The sequence below is a fragment of the Roseibium sp. MMSF_3247 genome (genome assembly GCF_030733765.1).
Taxonomy (GTDB): domain Bacteria; phylum Pseudomonadota; class Alphaproteobacteria; order Rhizobiales; family Stappiaceae; genus Roseibium.
In genome coordinates, this window is record NZ_JASHII010000001.1 from 424,532 (window position 1) to 439,481 (window position 14,950).

Consider the following 14,950-nt stretch of genomic DNA (forward strand, 5'->3'; position numbering starts at 1 on the left):
TTGGCGCTTTTCTATCCCCGCTGTAAACAAGATTCATGCAGTCTGAACAACACATGACATTGCCTGCACAGTCTCTGCCGGAATTCGAAGCCGGATGGGTCTGGCTGGCCGGAGCGGGGCCTGGGGATCCTGGCCTTTTGACGCTGCACGCCGTCAATGGGTTGCGGCAGGCGGATGTGGTTGTTTACGACGCGCTTGTGGATCAGAGCATTCTAGGCTGGGCAAGACCTGGAGCCGTTCTTGACTACGCCGGTAAACGCGGTGGCAAGCCGAGCCCGAAACAGCGGGACATTACTCTAAAGCTCATTGACTATGCGCGGGCCGGCAAACGTGTCTTGCGCCTTAAAGGCGGTGATCCGTTTGTCTTCGGTCGGGGCGGTGAAGAAGCGCTTGGACTGGTCGAGGCCGGGGTTCATTTCCGGATCATACCGGGCATTACTGCCGGCATTGGCGGGCTGGCCTATGCCGGTATCCCGGCGACCCACCGGGATTGCAATCAGGCTGTGACGTTTCTTACCGGCCATGACCAGACTGGTTTGATGCCGGATGCGATCAATTGGGAAGGTATTGCACAAGGCTCTCCAGTCATCGTGATGTACATGGCAATGAAGCATCTTGAGACGATCGCCGGCAAACTGATTGCCGGTGGACGGTCGGTGGATGAGCCTGTGGGAATCGTGTGCAACGGGTCCTTAGCCGGGCAAGAAGTTCTGGAAACGACACTCGGAAACTGCGCAGAAGAAGCAAAGCGCGCTGGTCTCAGCCCGCCCGCCATTGTCTGTGTTGGTGAAGTTGTCCGTTTGCGCGCTGGGCTCGACTGGCTGGGCGCCCTGTCTGGGAAGGTTCTGACACCCGATCCACTTGGGCTGCGCGAGGCGACCCGACAGGCCGATGCAGGTTAATCCAGGCGGATCGAAGGGACTCCTGATCGCAGCGCCATCCTCCGGCGCTGGCAAGACTACTGTGACGCTAGGCTTGCTGCGGGCTTTCAAGAACGCGGGCCTTTCCGTTGTTTCGGCAAAGTCCGGACCCGATTACATCGATCCCAAGTTCCATGAAGCTGCAAGTGGTGCGCCCTGCATCAACCTTGATGCCTGGGCGATGGACGGAGGAACAATAGGAACGCTGGCCGGTTCCCACGCTGCTGGACACGATCTTCTTATCGCCGAAGGGGCCATGGGTCTGTTTGATGGCGCTGCAAACGGGAAAGGGTCTGCCGCAGATTTGGCAAGGTCGCTCCAAATCCCGGTGGTGTTGGTTGTCGATTGTGCGAAACAGGCGCAGTCGGTTGCTGCTCTCGTCAGTGGCTTCAAAGACTTCCGGTCCGATGTGAAAGTGACCGGTGTCATCCTCAATCGGGTCGGCAGCGCCCGCCATGAAGAGATGCTGCGGGCAGCCCTGAGCGGGCTCGATATTGCAGTCCTTGGGGCTATCCCGCGCAAGAGCGATTTGGTTCTGCCGGAACGCCATCTCGGCTTGGTTCAGGCTCAGGAACATCCAGAACTGGACGCTTTTCTGGACGCAGCGGCGCGCATTTGTGAAGATCATCTAGATCTCAATGGAATTCGAACGCTGGCGCAAAGCATTGCCACGCCTGGTGATGAAGTGCCCCAACTTCCAACACCTCTTGGACAACGAATCTCGGTTGCCAGGGACATTGCCTTCGCCTTTTCTTATGTTCACCTGCTGGACCATTGGCGGCGTATGGGGGCGGAGATTTCGTTTTTCTCGCCGCTCGTCAACGAAGCACCGAAGTCTGACGCCGATGCGATCTATCTGCCGGGCGGATATCCCGAACTCCATGCCGGCAAACTCTCAGAGGCGCAGACCTTCCTTTCCGGAGTGCAAGCAGCCGCTGAAAACGGCGCGCTGATCTACGGCGAATGCGGTGGCTATATGATCCTCGGCGATGGGCTGGTCGATGCAGATGGTTGCCGGCACAAAATGCTTGGGCTTCTGCCACTGGAAACGTCGTTCCAAACCCGCAAACGGCACCTCGGCTATCGGATTGTCACCCCAAAAACTGGTGCGCCATGGTCAGGTTCGCTGGCAGCGCACGAGTTTCACTATGCCAGTGTTGTGAATGAGGGCACCGTCGACCGGCTATTTTCGGCAAGCGACGCTTCCGGGAACAGTCTTCCCGACATGGGGCTGCGCGTAAACAATGTGATGGGGTCGTTTGCGCATGTGATTTCACGCTATCAAACGACTTCCAGCACGCAGAGCTGACAGAAAACGTCTTCCTTTGTGTGATACGGGCTAAGCTGGATATCGACAATTCGCACCACGCCATCAGTTTCCAGCTTCTCGATCTTTTGCGCAAAGCCGTCAGTGTCCCATGTGGTGTCCCGCACCGTGAAGACGATTGGAGCACCGGGCTTGGCAATCCGGATCAGTGCATCGAGGCCGTCTGGTCCGACATGGCCGCTGGTAAACACGCCCGCGCTGACAATGCCATCATAAAAGTCATTATCGATCTCATGCAGCGGACCACACATGTCGGCTTCATTCAGTTTCCGATAAGCGCCGCTTTTACGCGACGCAGCCAGCATTTCCGGCGTGAGGTCAATCCCGTCGATGGTCAGCTCATAGTCAAGCTTCAAAAGCTCCAGTCCGACGAGTCCGGTGCCGCAACCTGCATCCAGTACCAAATTGCCGTCACCCAGATGCCGGACCAAAGCCTCAGCAGCGACTTTCGGAGCGACATACCCGATCGCAAGCAGGAGATCCGTGTCGTAGGTCTGCACCCAGTTGGCATAGAACTCCCGGATCGCGAGAGGATCGCCGTTCAGCGACAGCGCATGTTCCAGAAGCGGATTTCGTTCAGCCACGCGGCGTCTCCCGTCAGATGTTCTTAAAGAAACCTACGGGATCAGCCAGGTGAAAGGCAATTGGCGAAGCGCTTAGCCTTTGGCCTTTTTCTTCGGTCGTAGGACATGCACGTGATCTGCATCATACAGCGCGCTGTCTCTGAAATCCTGACCGGGCTTTAAGGCGTGACCAACGAAGATCAACGCAGTGCGTGTGATCTTTGCTGCCCGTACCTTTTCCGCAATCGTGGACAACGTCCCGTGAATGAAGGCCTCATCCGGCCATCCGACACGATAAGCAACGATAACCGGGCAATCTGCGCCGTAATGTGGTGCGAGTTGCCGCTCGACTTCGCGCAGGTTCCGGATCGACAGGTGGATTGCAAGCGTTGCACCGCTTTTTCCAAGCGTGTCGAGATCCTCGTTGTTTGGCATTGCCGAGGATTTCATGGCCGTCCGGGTCACAATCACGGTTTGCGCGACTTCAGGTATGGTGAGTTCAGTTTTCAGCGCTGCGGCTGCCGCGGCAAAGGCCGGGACGCCTGGCGTCACATCATAGTCGATGCCGAGCGCTTCCAGGCGGCGCATCTGTTCGGCCGTCGCGCCGTAGATCGATGGATCGCCGGAGTGGACACGGGCCACATCCTGGCCGTTCTCGTGGGCGGCCTGGATTTCGGCAATAATCTCGTCGAGGGTCATTGGCGCCGTGTCGATCACCCGCGCGGCTTTCGGCGCTGCGGCGACAATCTGTTCCGGTACCAAGGAGCCTGCATAAAGGCAGACCGGGCAGTTCTGAATGAGCCTCAAGCCACGAACGGTGATGAGATCCGGATCGCCGGGACCGGCGCCAATGAAGTGAACGGTCATGCGGTTTCTTCCGATTTCTGGTCTTTTGGGGCGTCGATACGTTTTGCATAGCCGCGCGGTGTATAAACGAACTTGTTGCCGTCTCCGCGTTTGACCGCCTTCGAATTGGACGACCCGACCATGACTGTCGTCAGCATGTCGACATCATCCACCTCAAGTTCGGCCAGTGTCAGCACGCGCAAGGTTTCTTCCGGACGGCCCAGATTTACACCGAGCACAACCGGCGTTTCTGGCGGCCTATGTTTCAGCAGAATATCCTTGGCAGCGGCCAATTGTGTCCTACGCCGCTTTGACACTGGATTGTAGAAAGCAATCACAAAGTCCCCTTCAGCCGCTGCGTTGAGGCGCTTTTCGATCGCTTCCCATGGAGTGAGTAGATCGGATAGCGAGATTGCACAGAAGTCATGGCCGAGGGGCGCGCCGATCTGTGCTGAACACGCCTGAAGGGCGGAGATGCCGGGTGCGTTCGTGATGCTGACTCGTTTAGCGGCATCGGACACGCCGCCATTATCGGCATCGCGATCCAGAAGTTCGTAAACAAGGGCTCCCATCGCGTAGATACCGGCATCGCCAGACGAAATCAGCGCGACATTCTTGCCTTTGCCTGCCTCTTCGAGCGCAAACCGCACGCGGTCTTCTTCCGCGCCAAGAGGGAAATTGTGGTGGGTCTTGCCTGTGATGTGAGAGGCGACGATTTCAAGGTAAAGCGAGTATCCCACGACATCGCTCGCGGCGGCGAGAAGACGGGTTGCCTGCGGTGTGCGCCAGTCGTCCTTCCCCGGGCCAATGCCGATCACCGACAAGTGGCCGCGGCCACGGCCAACTGTCATTCCGTCAAGCGGTTCCAGCGCGCGCGTGATGGCGCATGTGGCGTTTGCGGTTTTTTGTTTCTCGACCACCAATCGGCCTTCGCGGCCAACGGCCGCAAGTGCCGCGCCTTCGGCCACACCATGGCAGCGCACTTCAGAGTAGACCACTTCCGACGGGTTCTTGAGGCGCGGCTTTTCAAGCTCCAGCGTTTCCGCCGGGAAGAGGCGTAAGGGGGTATCCAAATGGGCGGCCAACGCATTCATGGCAGCCTCATCGGCTTTCAAGTCGATGGTTGCGACACAGGCGACAGCGCCCTTTGCGACACCTTGAACCGCCAGATGTGTGTCAACCAGGTCGATCAGTTCTTGCGGATCGCAGCCGCGGGCACAGCCGACGCCAACCACATACCGCTGCCGGTGATAGACAAGCCGAGTTGGCGCCCCATCGACAGGTTCATCAGTGGCCAGCAACGTGAGTTCGGCATCCTCGGAAATGGTCAGCTTGTCCCGCTTCAGCCAGTCTGCGGAGCCCAATACCTGAACCGGCGCGCCGGAAAGGAGCTCAGCCATGATCGGCTTGGCGTCTTCCGGATTTGCAAGTTTCCAGCCCTTGGGCGGTGCATCCAGCGCGATACCAAGGGCGGTGTCGCCTGCGGTGGTGATCGCCGCATGGCCGCCAAGGGCTTTTGCGAGAAGGCGCGCCAATTCGTTGGCTCCGCGATGACCGCCAAGCAGCGGGACGATGCTGGAGCCATCTTCGGACACGGCCACAACCGGCGGCTCGGTCCGCTTGTCTGACAGGATTGGAGCCAAGGCCCGGATCAGAATGCCGCTGGCGCAAAAGCCTATGATCGGATGCCCGGCCCTGAACAGCATCTGAATGTGTTCAATCGTCTCGTTGAACTGCGTGTCGGCGGTCGGCACACGGCCGGCAAGGCCATGGATGCGCGCCGTTGAAAACCGCTTGGCGATGTCTTCTGCCGTATCCAGACCAGCTTGGTTCAGGACGAGAAGGATGGGGGAAGCGTCCACGCTTCGTCTCCCTTGTAGATGAGGATCATGGAAAAATACGGGGCTTTGTCCGTATCAAGATCTTGAAGCCGGTAGACCTTCTGCTCTGGCAGGCTTGCGCGTTCAACGTACCCGGCGTGGTCGAGAAGGTTCATGTCGTCAAGAAGTGCTTTCAACCGCGGCAAATGTCGGCCCACCTTCATAATGGCAATGGCCTGGGCTTCTTCGATCTTGGCGCGGATATCAACATCGGGCAGCGGGCCAGGAATGACAGTCAGAACGTCATTGCGGGACGTAAGCGGCCGCATCAGTTGTGCCGCGCAGGCAGTTAACGAGGTGACGCCGGGCACAACTTCACAAGGGAAACGTCCGGATAGACGGTCGAACAGATACATGAAGGACCCGAAGAAAAATGGATCGCCTTCACACAGGACAACCACATCTTCACCGGTTTCCAGAACCTCTGCGATTTCTTCTGCGGCCTTGTCGTAGATTTCCTGGGCGGGAAAGCGGTCGACGCGCATGGGCACAACAATCGGGATCTCCCGAGCGCCTTGTGGGATCGTGCCAGCTGCGATTGACCGGGCAAAACTCTCGCCGGTATCTGGAGCCGGATAGGCAATCACCCTGGCCGATGAAATCAGCCGATGCGCTTTTAAGGTCATCAGTTCCGGGTCACCCGGTCCAAGACCAATTCCATAGAGCGTGCCGCTCATGACTTCACAAAACTCCACTGAGTAACCGGCATTGCCGGCCGCCATCCGGTTAGCCCGCCAACAGCGCTGGCGCGCTGAACGGACAACCGTTTCAAATCGCCGCCGTGTTGCTGATAGGCATTCAGGAGAACTGCTTCGCTTTCAAGCGTGACAGCGTTCGCGACCAAGGTTCCCCCAGGTTTCAACGCAGATAGGCATGTTTCAGCCATGTTGTCCGCAGTCAGGCCGCCGCCGATAAAGATCGCATCTGGCTCAGACAAGCCGTGCAATCCGTCCGGCGCGGTCGCATCAATCAGGTCAAGATGCGGGACGCCAAGGGAACTCGCGTTTTCCGCCGCCATCAATCGCCGTTCTTTATGGGGCTCGAGACCAATCGCTTTCGTACGATCCGCTGCGCGCAGCCACTCGATCGCCACTGACCCACATCCGGAGCCAACATCCCACAAAAGCGCACCTGGATAGGGCTTAAGTGCTGCGAGGGTCACCGCGCGCACTTCCTGTTTGGTCATCTTGCCATCGTGACGGAAGGCCTCATCTGGAAGGCCTGGAACACGAGAGTGGACAGCGGCACCGCGGGCCGCAACAACTTCGATACCAAGGGTGTGAAAGTCAGCGGCGTCTTCCGACCAAGCATGAGCAACACTCGAGAAAACTTGTTCCTTTTCACCGCCAAGATGTTCAAGGACGGTCATGCGGCTTGCACCACAACCTTCGTCTTGCAGAAGCTTGGCAATTTCGCGCGGCGCATGGCCATTGCTGGTCAGAACCAACAAACGTGCTCCGGGGTAAAGATGGCAGCGCAGCCGGTCAACCGGCCGCCCGTGAACCGAAAGGCATTCGCACTCCTGAACCGCCCAGCCGAGACGCGCTGCAGCCAGTTGGAACGCGGAAGGTGCCGGGAAAACGGTCATTTCCTGGGACGGGAAATACCGCGCGAGGCTGGAGCCAATTCCGTACCACTGCGGATCACCGGTCGCGAGCACGGCGACAGAGCGGCCTTTCACAGCAGCCAAGTCCTCAAAAACCTTGGCAAATGGCGAGGGCCATAGGCGTTTTTCACCAGATATTCCCGGAACCAGATCAAAGTGACGGGCACTGCCATAGACGATTTCCGACCCGTCCAGCGCAGTTTGCGCGGCGGCCGAAAAGGAGCCGTCTTCACCCAGTCCGATCAGGGTCAGCCAGGGGGCGTTCATGTGTCCCCCAGTTTGTAGGGCTGGATGGCGACTTTGGTGGTCAAGTTTGCTGGTTTTCCCCCATCCGACACAACCGGCTGTCGTTTGCCGCGAGACATGTTCGGTTTGCCCGAAGAACTATCGCCGGAAGGGGCGTGAGCGCTCGGCTGGGAAAGAAATCCACGGGAACGCAAGGCTTTTGGTTTGCTGACGGATTTCATTGTGGGCTTACGATCATCGATGGTCATGTCACCCCTCTTCCGGCAAACCGGCGGCAAGGGCATTTACGGCAGCGGCTGCCATGGCTGATCCGCCCCGGCGGCCCTTGACGGCAAGATAGGGAACGCCAAACGGATTGCTGGCCAACGCGTCCTTGGATTCTGCAGCGCCGACAAAGCCGACCGGGAAGCCAAGAATGACCGCAGGTTTCGGTCCGCCCGCAGCAATCATCTCAAGAAGATGAAATACCGCTGTTGGGGCATTGCCAATCGCGACAATTGCCCCGTCCAGCCGATCGCTCCAGAGCTCGACCGCAGCGGCTGACCGGGTCGTTTTGAGCTCAGATGCAAGGCCGCGGACCGAAGGGTCATTCAATGTGCAGATGACTTCGGAGCCTTCCGGGAGGCGGTTCTTGATAATGCCATGTGCAACCATCTCCACATCGCAAAATACCGAAGCTCTCTGTGAGAAAGCTGCTTGTGCTGCTTCCAGAACGTCATCCGACCACATCAGATCTTGTGGTAGATCGGTCATGCCGCAGGAATGGATCAAACGGACAGCAGTTGGATGCAAGGCCTTTGGCAAATGCGAAAGGTCTGCTTCCTGCCGCACGATGGAAAAGGATTGGCGGTAGATTGCCGCCGGGTCCGTCTCATATGCGTATTGCGGCGTGTCATCGGCTGGCAAAAGCGTCACTCAGGTGTCCGTGTTGTCGGGTTGCGCGGTAAGTGTCAGGCTAAATACGGGTGCCCCAAAAACAGCAATTCGCAGGAGCTTGTTTGGGATTATGACGCCGGATTTTCCGCAGTTTCACCGGGCTCAGCCTCTGCTTCGTCGCTGTCGGCTGCACTGTCGTTGTCTTTCCGGCCCGCCCAAGCAACGACACCGGCAATGAGAGCCGCACCTGCAAGCGCAGCGGCACCAGCCCAATGTGCGTGCCCGGCAAGTTCGCCCAAGTGGCCCGCGTGCGCAAATGCGGCTGAAGGTGCTGATAACGCAAACACGGCAGACAGGATTATCCTGCGGGTCATGGTCTCTTCCAATCATAGTGCCGTTTAGGCAAACAAGGATGCGGCTGTCCGGAAAGGAAGAAAGACACACCGTCTTGGCTGCAGCTTCGACTGCATGCGCGGCGGTTTGCCTTCAACAGCTCCGGCATTGGCCCCCGGTATGGGTCAGCCGCATCCAGAATCTCTCTCAGTCCCTAATAGGACGCCGTCAGATCGGCGCACAGTACGGGAGGGTCATGTGGGGATCAAGCACCAATCCGACATGATATTGGCGGGCACCGCCACAGCGTTCCAATGCGAAGAGAAGGGGTGAGTAAGCGGTTGCGTCAAACAGCCAATTTACAACGCCTGTTAAAGGCGGTAGGGGTTTTTACGTAGCCTGTGGAGGGGCTCAGGCCGGCGTCTTGCCGGTATTTCCAGCGCTCCGATGCGTTTGGAAACGGCGGGTGGCTGATTTGGTCATCCGCCACTCCTAAGTGCTCAAACCTTTTCCTTATCTGCGGCGGGCGACGAGCAGAGTGATGTCGTCAAACACCGCTGCCGACCCGATATGCGATCTAAGATCGGCAATCATCGCCTCCAACATCCGTGCGGCGTCATTGTGGCCATGGTCCTTGGTGCTCGCGATCAACCGATCCAATCCGTACATCTCGCCCTTGGTGTTTTCCGCCTCTGTAACACCGTCCGTATAGAGGACAACCGTGTCTCCGCTCTCAAAGGGCATGGGCAGCGGGCGCACGAATTCCGAGATGTTGTCTTCCAATCCAACCGGAAAACCAAGATCCAGTGTGTCGACCGTCTCCACAGCACCTGAGCGCCGCAGCAGTATCAACTCTTCATGCTGGCCAGTCAGCGTCAGTTTGTCGTGCTCAATATCCAGGAAACACAAGGTCAGGTGCTTGTCGGTCTTTGTGCGTTTGATGTTGCGGCAGATCGCATTGTTGAGCGCAACAAGAAACTGTTTTGGGTCGCTCGGGCCCTGTTCTTGAAGGGCGACGGCCACCGACTGCACCATCAGCATGAGGACGCCGCTTTCAAGACCATGCCCGGTGACATCGCCGATGCCGATTTTGACGCGGTCCCCAAGTTGCAGAACGTCATAGTAGTCTCCGCCAACTTCATCGGCGGGTTCCATGAAGGCGGCGACTTCCAGCTGATCAATCTCACCCAATTCGTTTTGCGTGGGTAGGACCATCATCTGGATCTGCCGCGCAACTTCGATTTCGGCTCCGAGACGGACATTTTCAGAAGCCAGCTGTTCGTTCAGGTGGCTGATTTCAGAGTTCGCCGCTTCTAGGTCGCCGTTCATCTTGTGGAAACGATACGCCTGACGCCATTGCAAACCGGCAAATGCAATCCCGAAAGCACCAGCGCCTGCGAAATAGGTCAGTAAATACTTGAAGGACCAAAGATTTTCCGCGATGGGCTGGTCAATTGTGATGGCTTGGATGCCGCGGATATCGCCGACCACCCAGTCCGTTTTTGGGCTCTCAGGATGCGTATTGTGGCAAGCGACACATGAAGCTCCCATGTAGACAGGAGAGGCGATTTGAACCTGGCGGTCGAACAAGGAACCCGTGAAGCCGATCTCCAGGTCCTTGGGATCCCGGGTCTCCCGGAAGTCAGCCAAGGCCTTTTGCTCAAAAGCGGTGAGTTCGTAGGGCTCGCGTTCTGTGAACGGCAGATCGGAGACGAACCGGTATTCAAGCGTACCTTGATCGCCGATGACGTCCCCGAGCTCAATTGACAGCGTTGCTGGAATGGGAATTCCGCCATCCCGTTCGTGGTATTCATGCGTTGGTTGAATGTCACCACTTGCGCTTTGCACGCGCCCGACGACATTGCGGGCGTAGTACGTCCGGATCTCGGTGATTGCCTTGTCGAGATCAATGGCTTGAGAGCGGAGAGACTGGTCGGAAATCGTGCGCAGGTCCATCCAAACGGCGATCGGCAACAAAGCGAGCGCCAGCAGAACAACCACTGCGAAGACAAGCGGGCGGTCCATGAATTTGAGCCAGAAGCGATCCAGTGTTTTCAAACTGTTGTGGGTCTGCATACTGCGTTTATCGCTCTCTGAAGTGCCATCTGTATTTGGCTGTTTTGTACATGTCTGCGCCTCGAAATGAATATAGGGGTGCCCTGGTAAATTCTAAATGACCACTGTTGAAACCGCGGATCCCGGGTCGCATTAGAGACGTTATAGAGACGGACGGTGTCCTTAGCTATTTTGCGCAGTCCCTTGTTTTCTCAATCCTGAAATGTCAACAAGAACTGTAACAACCTCGATCAAACGGGTGCCGTATCATGCAAGACCATCTCGTGTTCACAGTCATTGCCGAAGATCGTTCTGGGCTTGTCGAGAAGATCGCTGACGTCATCGCAGGCGCAGGCGGGAATTGGATCGAGAGTTCAATGGCCCGACTTGGTGGCGAGTTTGCCGGCATCGTCCGCATCTCAGTTCCTGCCGAAAACGCCAGCCAGTTGACTGCGGCGCTGGAGGCACTTGGATCAGATGGGATCGATATCACGCTGCGGTCCGGCCAGGGCAGCGACAATGAAGCGCTTGGAGCGTCCGCCCACCTCGATCTGGTGTCGCAGGATCACCCGGGTATATTGCGCGATATCACCCACATTCTCAGCGAGCACAAGGTCAGCATCGAGCACCTGGAAACGTCTGTTGAAGCGGGATCGATGCAGGGTGGTTTCCTGTTCAAGGCCTCGGCGGATTTGAGGCTCCCAACCGGACTGACACCTGCTCAATTGAGCGACGCACTGCAAGCAACAGCGGCGGATCTGATGGCCGACATCAGCCTTGCCGAGTAAGGCGGCAGGCTGGCTGTTCCGGCACATCTGATTTTTAGAATTGTCTTTGCTCGGGATCTACCTTAAGCACTCAGCCGTTCTGAATTGAGGGGCATCAGGAACTTGGGCGAACTCCGGCAAAACATCCGGAAAATGAATGCAGCAGTGTTTGTGCTGCTGCTGCCATTCCTGCTGTCTGCCCTTTTGCCGCAAGGCTTCATGCCATCGCTGCAAAAGGATCAGGGCTTTACGGTCGTCCTGTGTACACCGGACGGCATGAGAACCATCACCCTAGATGCCGACGGTAAAGAACTGCCGTCTGGACCGATGGGTGATGATGAAGGCAAAGCATCAAACCACTGTGTATTTTCCGGTGTTGGAGCGGTGGTCGTGCCGGTCTTGGCATCGGACAGCGCCTTACCGGTCTTCGCTTCGCTGGCAATTCCGTTCTTTGCCGAAGCGCCACGGACAAGCTCGCTGAACCGCAGCCAGAACGGGGCACGCGCTCCGCCTCTTGGGATCTGATCTTCCCGAAATCCATTTTGAAATTGATATGAACCGGACTGCCTCCAACTGTCTTTGAATGGTGGGGCATCCGGTATGGAGATCCCATGAGTGATATCTCACATGACGTTCGAGGTACGTCTGCACCGAACGCGTTCTATCGCGCTGCATGGCGTTGGCACTTTTATGCCGGATTGTTTGTCGTGCCCTTCCTTATGATCCTCGCGGTCACAGGCATGATGATGATGTTCATCGGTTACATAGATGGACGTGACGGCGAAAAAATTACTGTGTCCGTCCCTCAAAATGTTCAGATGTTGAGTGTGTCCGAACAAGCGAGCTACGCCCTCAAGCAACACCCAAACGGGATTGTAGTGGAGTGGCTCAAGGGGCGCGCTGACAACAACGTCTCTGTTTTCCGCGTCAAAGCCGACGGTGTTCAGTCAATGGTGGCTGTCGATCCGTATACTGGAGACGTGGTTGAAAGCTGGGAACGGCGAAAAGGCTGGTACGACTTTGCTGACGGCATCCACAGTGATCTCCTGCTTGGAACACCCGGCGACCGTCTTCTGGAGATTGCAGCCGGATTGTCGATCGTGTTGGTGGTAACGGGTCTTTACCTTTGGTGGCCGCGTGACCGGTCCTTTGTCCAGTCCGTCGTTCCAAACTTGACCGCCAGGGGACGCGACTTCTGGAAGGGGCTTCATTCCTGTATCGGGATGTATGTGTCAGTTGTTTTGCTGGCGTTCTTGATCACCGGCATGGCCTGGACCGGTATTTGGGGAAGCAAGATCGTTCAGGCTTGGAACACGTTTCCTGCGGAAAAATGGAACAATGTTCCCTTGTCCGACAGCACACACGCTGCAATGAACCACGGTCCCGTTGGTGAAGTGCCCTGGGCTCTGGAGCAGACACCAATGCCGGCTTCCGGCTCAGGATCCGGGGTTTCCGGAACGCCCGAGGGCGTTCCTGTGACGATCGACAGCATCGCGGATTTGGCGGCGGCAATCGGCTTCAATGCCCGATACCGTATTTCCTCTCCCCAAGGAGACACGGGTGTGTGGACCATCAATCAGGACACAATGAGTTCTGATGCTGAAGATCCCTTCTCAGATCGCACTGTCCACATTGATCAGTATACCGGCAAGATTCTGGCGTCTGTTGGGTTTGCCGACTATTCGCTTGCCGCAAAAGCAATGGCTGTTGGCATACCCCTGCATATGGGATTGGTGGGACTTTGGAACCTGGTGCTCAACACACTCGCGTGCCTGTCCGTGATCTTCTTGTGTGTGAGTGGTGTTGTCATGTGGTGGATGCGCCGCCCGAAAGGTGCAGCACTCCGGATCATCGCGCCGAAGACACCGGAAAACATGCCGCATTGGCGTGGCGCCATGATTTTAATGTTGTTTCTGTCGCTGGCGTTTCCGCTTGCCGGAGTGACCCTTTTGACAGTCCTGGCGCTCGATTATGTGTTGGTCAAGCGCATACCGGTTCTCAGAAAGGCCTTTGGCTAATGGATGGACCGGGCTCTCTTCTGAGAGCCCGGTCTGTCTTAATCAGACCGTTTTATGCTGCCACCGACCAATCTGCCGCATCCTGTCGGGCGCCGATGAGAGCAAGGCCGTTGGCCACTGATGTCAGTTCATTGCCGCCTGAAATCCGCTCGGCACCAAAACGGTCTGCGAACATCTTCCGCACCGCAGGCACGAACGACGTGCCGCCGGTCATGAACACCCGGTCAATGTCGTCTTCGCTCAACTTGGCGCGTTCCAGTGTGCTGTCGAGTGCGCGATTCATCTTCAAGAGATCCGGAGCGATCCAGCTCTCAAAGTCCTTCCGCGCAACGCTTGCTTTGAAATCAGGGCCGAGTGGTTTGAAGGTAAGTCCGGCCTCTTCGTTTGCTGAAAGAAGTGCCTTTGTCTCCGAAACCGATTTGTAGAGCGGATAGCCTTGATCTTCCTCGACGAGCTCAATGAACAACTCGATCTGGTCTGGGTCGAGGCACCAGCGGAGCAGCTTTTTCATCTCCTTGAAATCATCGGATGTCTTGAAGATGGACAGCATGTGCCAGCGGGCAAAGTTTGAGAAAAGGTTGGGTGGAATGTCCAGTGTCTTGCCCATGCTTTTGTATTGAGACCCTTTGCCGAGTTTCGGCAATACAACGTTATCAATGATCCGGTAGTCAAAGGTATCTCCCGCGATGCCTATGCCGCCACGCCCCAGCGGGTGCGCGTGCATATGACCTGCTGAGGTCTCAAACCGCATGAGCGAATAGTCTGTGGTGCCGCCGCCAAGGTCCGCCACCAGGATGGTCGTATCCTGCTTGAGGGACTGAGCGTAGGAAAATGCGGCGCCAACAGGTTCCATGACAAAAAGGATGTCGTCGTAGCCGAGTTTGCGGAAAGCTGAGCGATACCGCTTCATCGCGAGCTGTTCATCCGGATTGTGGCCGGCAAACTCAACGGGCCGACCTACCACCAATCGGGTTTGAGATGGATTGATCTGAGGATGGGCGCGCTCAAAAGCGGCCGTCAAGAACGTCGCCATCAGGCTCTCAAAGTCAAACGGGACGCCAAAAATGCCCGTTCCTTTAAAAGCCGCGCTCGCCGCAAAGGTTTTCAGTGACTGAATGAAACGAACATCACCGAAACTATCAAGGAACTGACGGATCGCCCAGGGGCCGACTTCAGGGTGGGGCGCTTTTGCGGCTCCCTTGTCGAGAAAGCTCAGGACGGATGGCAACGAGGTCACGGTTTCCCGGTCGCAGAGAAATGTGACCGCTTCTGGAGTGCCGGACATGGAAGCCGTCATCGCCACGGTGTTCGATGTGCCGAAATCAAGACCGACGGTGTTCATGAAAGCGGTGTCCTTCTGAAACGCGTAATAAAGACCGATCGCGATAATGACGATCAGTTGCGCAGTCTTCGTGTCAGTAATATGGGCCGTGCGGAGTACGCTTGTTTGATGCGAAAGGCAAGCGAGGCGTTAACACCTCGAATGATCGGCTCGCAGTGATAGCCGCCTGGC

15 protein-coding genes are annotated in these 14,950 nt (G+C 57.1%); 5 read left to right on the top strand and 10 right to left on the bottom strand.

Annotation, left to right across the window (positions count from 1 at the left end; all coding sequences use genetic code 11):
• The first annotated feature begins 35 nt into the window (after nt 1-35).
• Together cobA and RBB44_RS01845 are read left to right on the top strand one after the other, a co-directional pair.
• Nucleotides 36-902 (top strand): uroporphyrinogen-III C-methyltransferase, encoded by an 867-nt coding sequence (cobA, locus tag RBB44_RS01840; protein WP_306148173.1) that lies wholly within the window; start codon nt 36-38, stop codon nt 900-902.
• Complete coding sequence (locus RBB44_RS01845; protein ID WP_306148174.1) at nt 892-2,229, top strand: cobyrinate a,c-diamide synthase; 1,338 nt, start codon at nt 892-894, stop codon at nt 2,227-2,229. The genes cobA and RBB44_RS01845 overlap by 11 nt, the downstream gene beginning before the upstream one ends.
• Here the strand turns inward: RBB44_RS01845 and RBB44_RS01850 are convergent.
• The 9 genes from RBB44_RS01850 to RBB44_RS25495 form a co-directional block, all read right to left on the bottom strand.
• The gene (locus RBB44_RS01850; RefSeq protein ID WP_306148175.1) at nt 2,202-2,831 is read right to left on the bottom strand and encodes a class I SAM-dependent methyltransferase; all 630 of its coding nucleotides are present in this window, start codon (nt 2,829-2,831) and stop codon (nt 2,202-2,204) included. The two genes, RBB44_RS01845 and RBB44_RS01850, sit on opposite strands and share 28 nt — an antisense overlap.
• 72 nt (nt 2,832-2,903) lie before the next feature.
• On the bottom strand, nt 2,904-3,677 hold the full coding sequence (cobM, locus tag RBB44_RS01855) for a precorrin-4 C(11)-methyltransferase (RefSeq protein ID WP_306148176.1): 774 nt from the start codon (nt 3,675-3,677) through the stop codon (nt 2,904-2,906).
• Nucleotides 3,674-5,518: a precorrin-3B C(17)-methyltransferase gene (gene cobJ, locus RBB44_RS01860; protein WP_306148177.1), complete on the bottom strand. Its 1,845-nt coding sequence runs from the start codon at nt 5,516-5,518 to the stop codon at nt 3,674-3,676. The genes cobM and cobJ overlap by 4 nt, the downstream gene beginning before the upstream one ends.
• Nucleotides 5,488-6,213, bottom strand: coding sequence for a precorrin-2 C(20)-methyltransferase (cobI, locus tag RBB44_RS01865; RefSeq protein ID WP_306148178.1), 726 nt, complete (start codon nt 6,211-6,213; stop codon nt 5,488-5,490). Before cobI ends, cobJ begins: the two co-directional genes overlap by 31 nt.
• Nucleotides 6,210-7,409 (bottom strand): precorrin-6y C5,15-methyltransferase (decarboxylating) subunit CbiE, encoded by a 1,200-nt coding sequence (gene cbiE / locus RBB44_RS01870; protein WP_306148179.1) that lies wholly within the window; start codon nt 7,407-7,409, stop codon nt 6,210-6,212. Before cbiE ends, cobI begins: the two co-directional genes overlap by 4 nt.
• Nucleotides 7,406-7,636, bottom strand: coding sequence for a hypothetical protein (locus RBB44_RS01875; RefSeq protein ID WP_306148180.1), 231 nt, complete (start codon nt 7,634-7,636; stop codon nt 7,406-7,408). The genes cbiE and RBB44_RS01875 overlap by 4 nt, the downstream gene beginning before the upstream one ends.
• A gap of 1 nt (nt 7,637) precedes the next feature.
• Entirely contained in the window at nt 7,638-8,303 is a 666-nt protein-coding gene (locus RBB44_RS01880) for a precorrin-8X methylmutase (protein ID WP_306148181.1), read from the bottom strand.
• 89 nt (nt 8,304-8,392) lie between these two features.
• Complete coding sequence (locus RBB44_RS01885; RefSeq protein WP_306148182.1) at nt 8,393-8,638, bottom strand: DUF6732 family protein; 246 nt, start codon at nt 8,636-8,638, stop codon at nt 8,393-8,395.
• 472 nt (nt 8,639-9,110) lie between these two features.
• Complete coding sequence (locus RBB44_RS25495) at nt 9,111-10,673, bottom strand: PP2C family protein-serine/threonine phosphatase (RefSeq protein WP_371932256.1); 1,563 nt, start codon at nt 10,671-10,673, stop codon at nt 9,111-9,113.
• Between the two features lie 248 nt (nt 10,674-10,921).
• On the opposite strand from RBB44_RS25495, the gene RBB44_RS01900 reads away from it, so the two are divergent.
• The 3 genes from RBB44_RS01900 (at nt 10,922) to RBB44_RS01910 (ending at nt 13,437) form a co-directional block, all read left to right on the top strand.
• Nucleotides 10,922-11,440, top strand: a complete 519-nt coding sequence (locus RBB44_RS01900) for a glycine cleavage system protein R (RefSeq protein WP_209179072.1) — start codon at nt 10,922-10,924, stop codon at nt 11,438-11,440.
• A gap of 102 nt (nt 11,441-11,542) precedes the next feature.
• On the top strand, nt 11,543-11,944 hold the full coding sequence (locus tag RBB44_RS01905) for a DUF2946 family protein (protein ID WP_306148183.1): 402 nt from the start codon (nt 11,543-11,545) through the stop codon (nt 11,942-11,944).
• A gap of 86 nt (nt 11,945-12,030) precedes the next feature.
• On the top strand, nt 12,031-13,437 hold the full coding sequence (locus RBB44_RS01910; protein WP_306148184.1) for a PepSY domain-containing protein: 1,407 nt from the start codon (nt 12,031-12,033) through the stop codon (nt 13,435-13,437).
• Between the two features lie 52 nt (nt 13,438-13,489).
• On the opposite strand, the gene RBB44_RS01915 is transcribed toward RBB44_RS01910, so the two are convergent.
• Entirely contained in the window at nt 13,490-14,779 is a 1,290-nt protein-coding gene (locus RBB44_RS01915; RefSeq protein WP_306148185.1) for an Hsp70 family protein, read from the bottom strand.
• Between the last annotated feature and the right edge of the window lie 171 nt (nt 14,780-14,950).

Coding starts and splice junctions, on each gene's coding strand:
- cobA (WP_306148173.1), top strand. CDS start 36: ATGCAGTCTGAACAACACATGACATTGCCTGCACAGTCTCTGCCGGAA.
- RBB44_RS01845 (WP_306148174.1), top strand. CDS start 892: ATGCAGGTTAATCCAGGCGGATCGAAGGGACTCCTGATCGCAGCGCCA.
- cobM (WP_306148176.1), bottom strand. CDS start 3,677: ATGACCGTTCACTTCATTGGCGCCGGTCCCGGCGATCCGGATCTCATC.
- cobI (WP_306148178.1), bottom strand. CDS start 6,213: ATGAGCGGCACGCTCTATGGAATTGGTCTTGGACCGGGTGACCCGGAA.
- cbiE (WP_306148179.1), bottom strand. CDS start 7,409: ATGAACGCCCCCTGGCTGACCCTGATCGGACTGGGTGAAGACGGCTCC.
- RBB44_RS01875 (WP_306148180.1), bottom strand. CDS start 7,636: ATGACCATCGATGATCGTAAGCCCACAATGAAATCCGTCAGCAAACCA.
- RBB44_RS01885 (WP_306148182.1), bottom strand. CDS start 8,638: ATGACCCGCAGGATAATCCTGTCTGCCGTGTTTGCGTTATCAGCACCT.
- RBB44_RS25495 (WP_371932256.1), bottom strand. CDS start 10,673: ATGCAGACCCACAACAGTTTGAAAACACTGGATCGCTTCTGGCTCAAA.
- RBB44_RS01900 (WP_209179072.1), top strand. CDS start 10,922: ATGCAAGACCATCTCGTGTTCACAGTCATTGCCGAAGATCGTTCTGGG.
- RBB44_RS01910 (WP_306148184.1), top strand. CDS start 12,031: ATGAGTGATATCTCACATGACGTTCGAGGTACGTCTGCACCGAACGCG.
- RBB44_RS01915 (WP_306148185.1), bottom strand. CDS start 14,779: ATGAACACCGTCGGTCTTGATTTCGGCACATCGAACACCGTGGCGATG.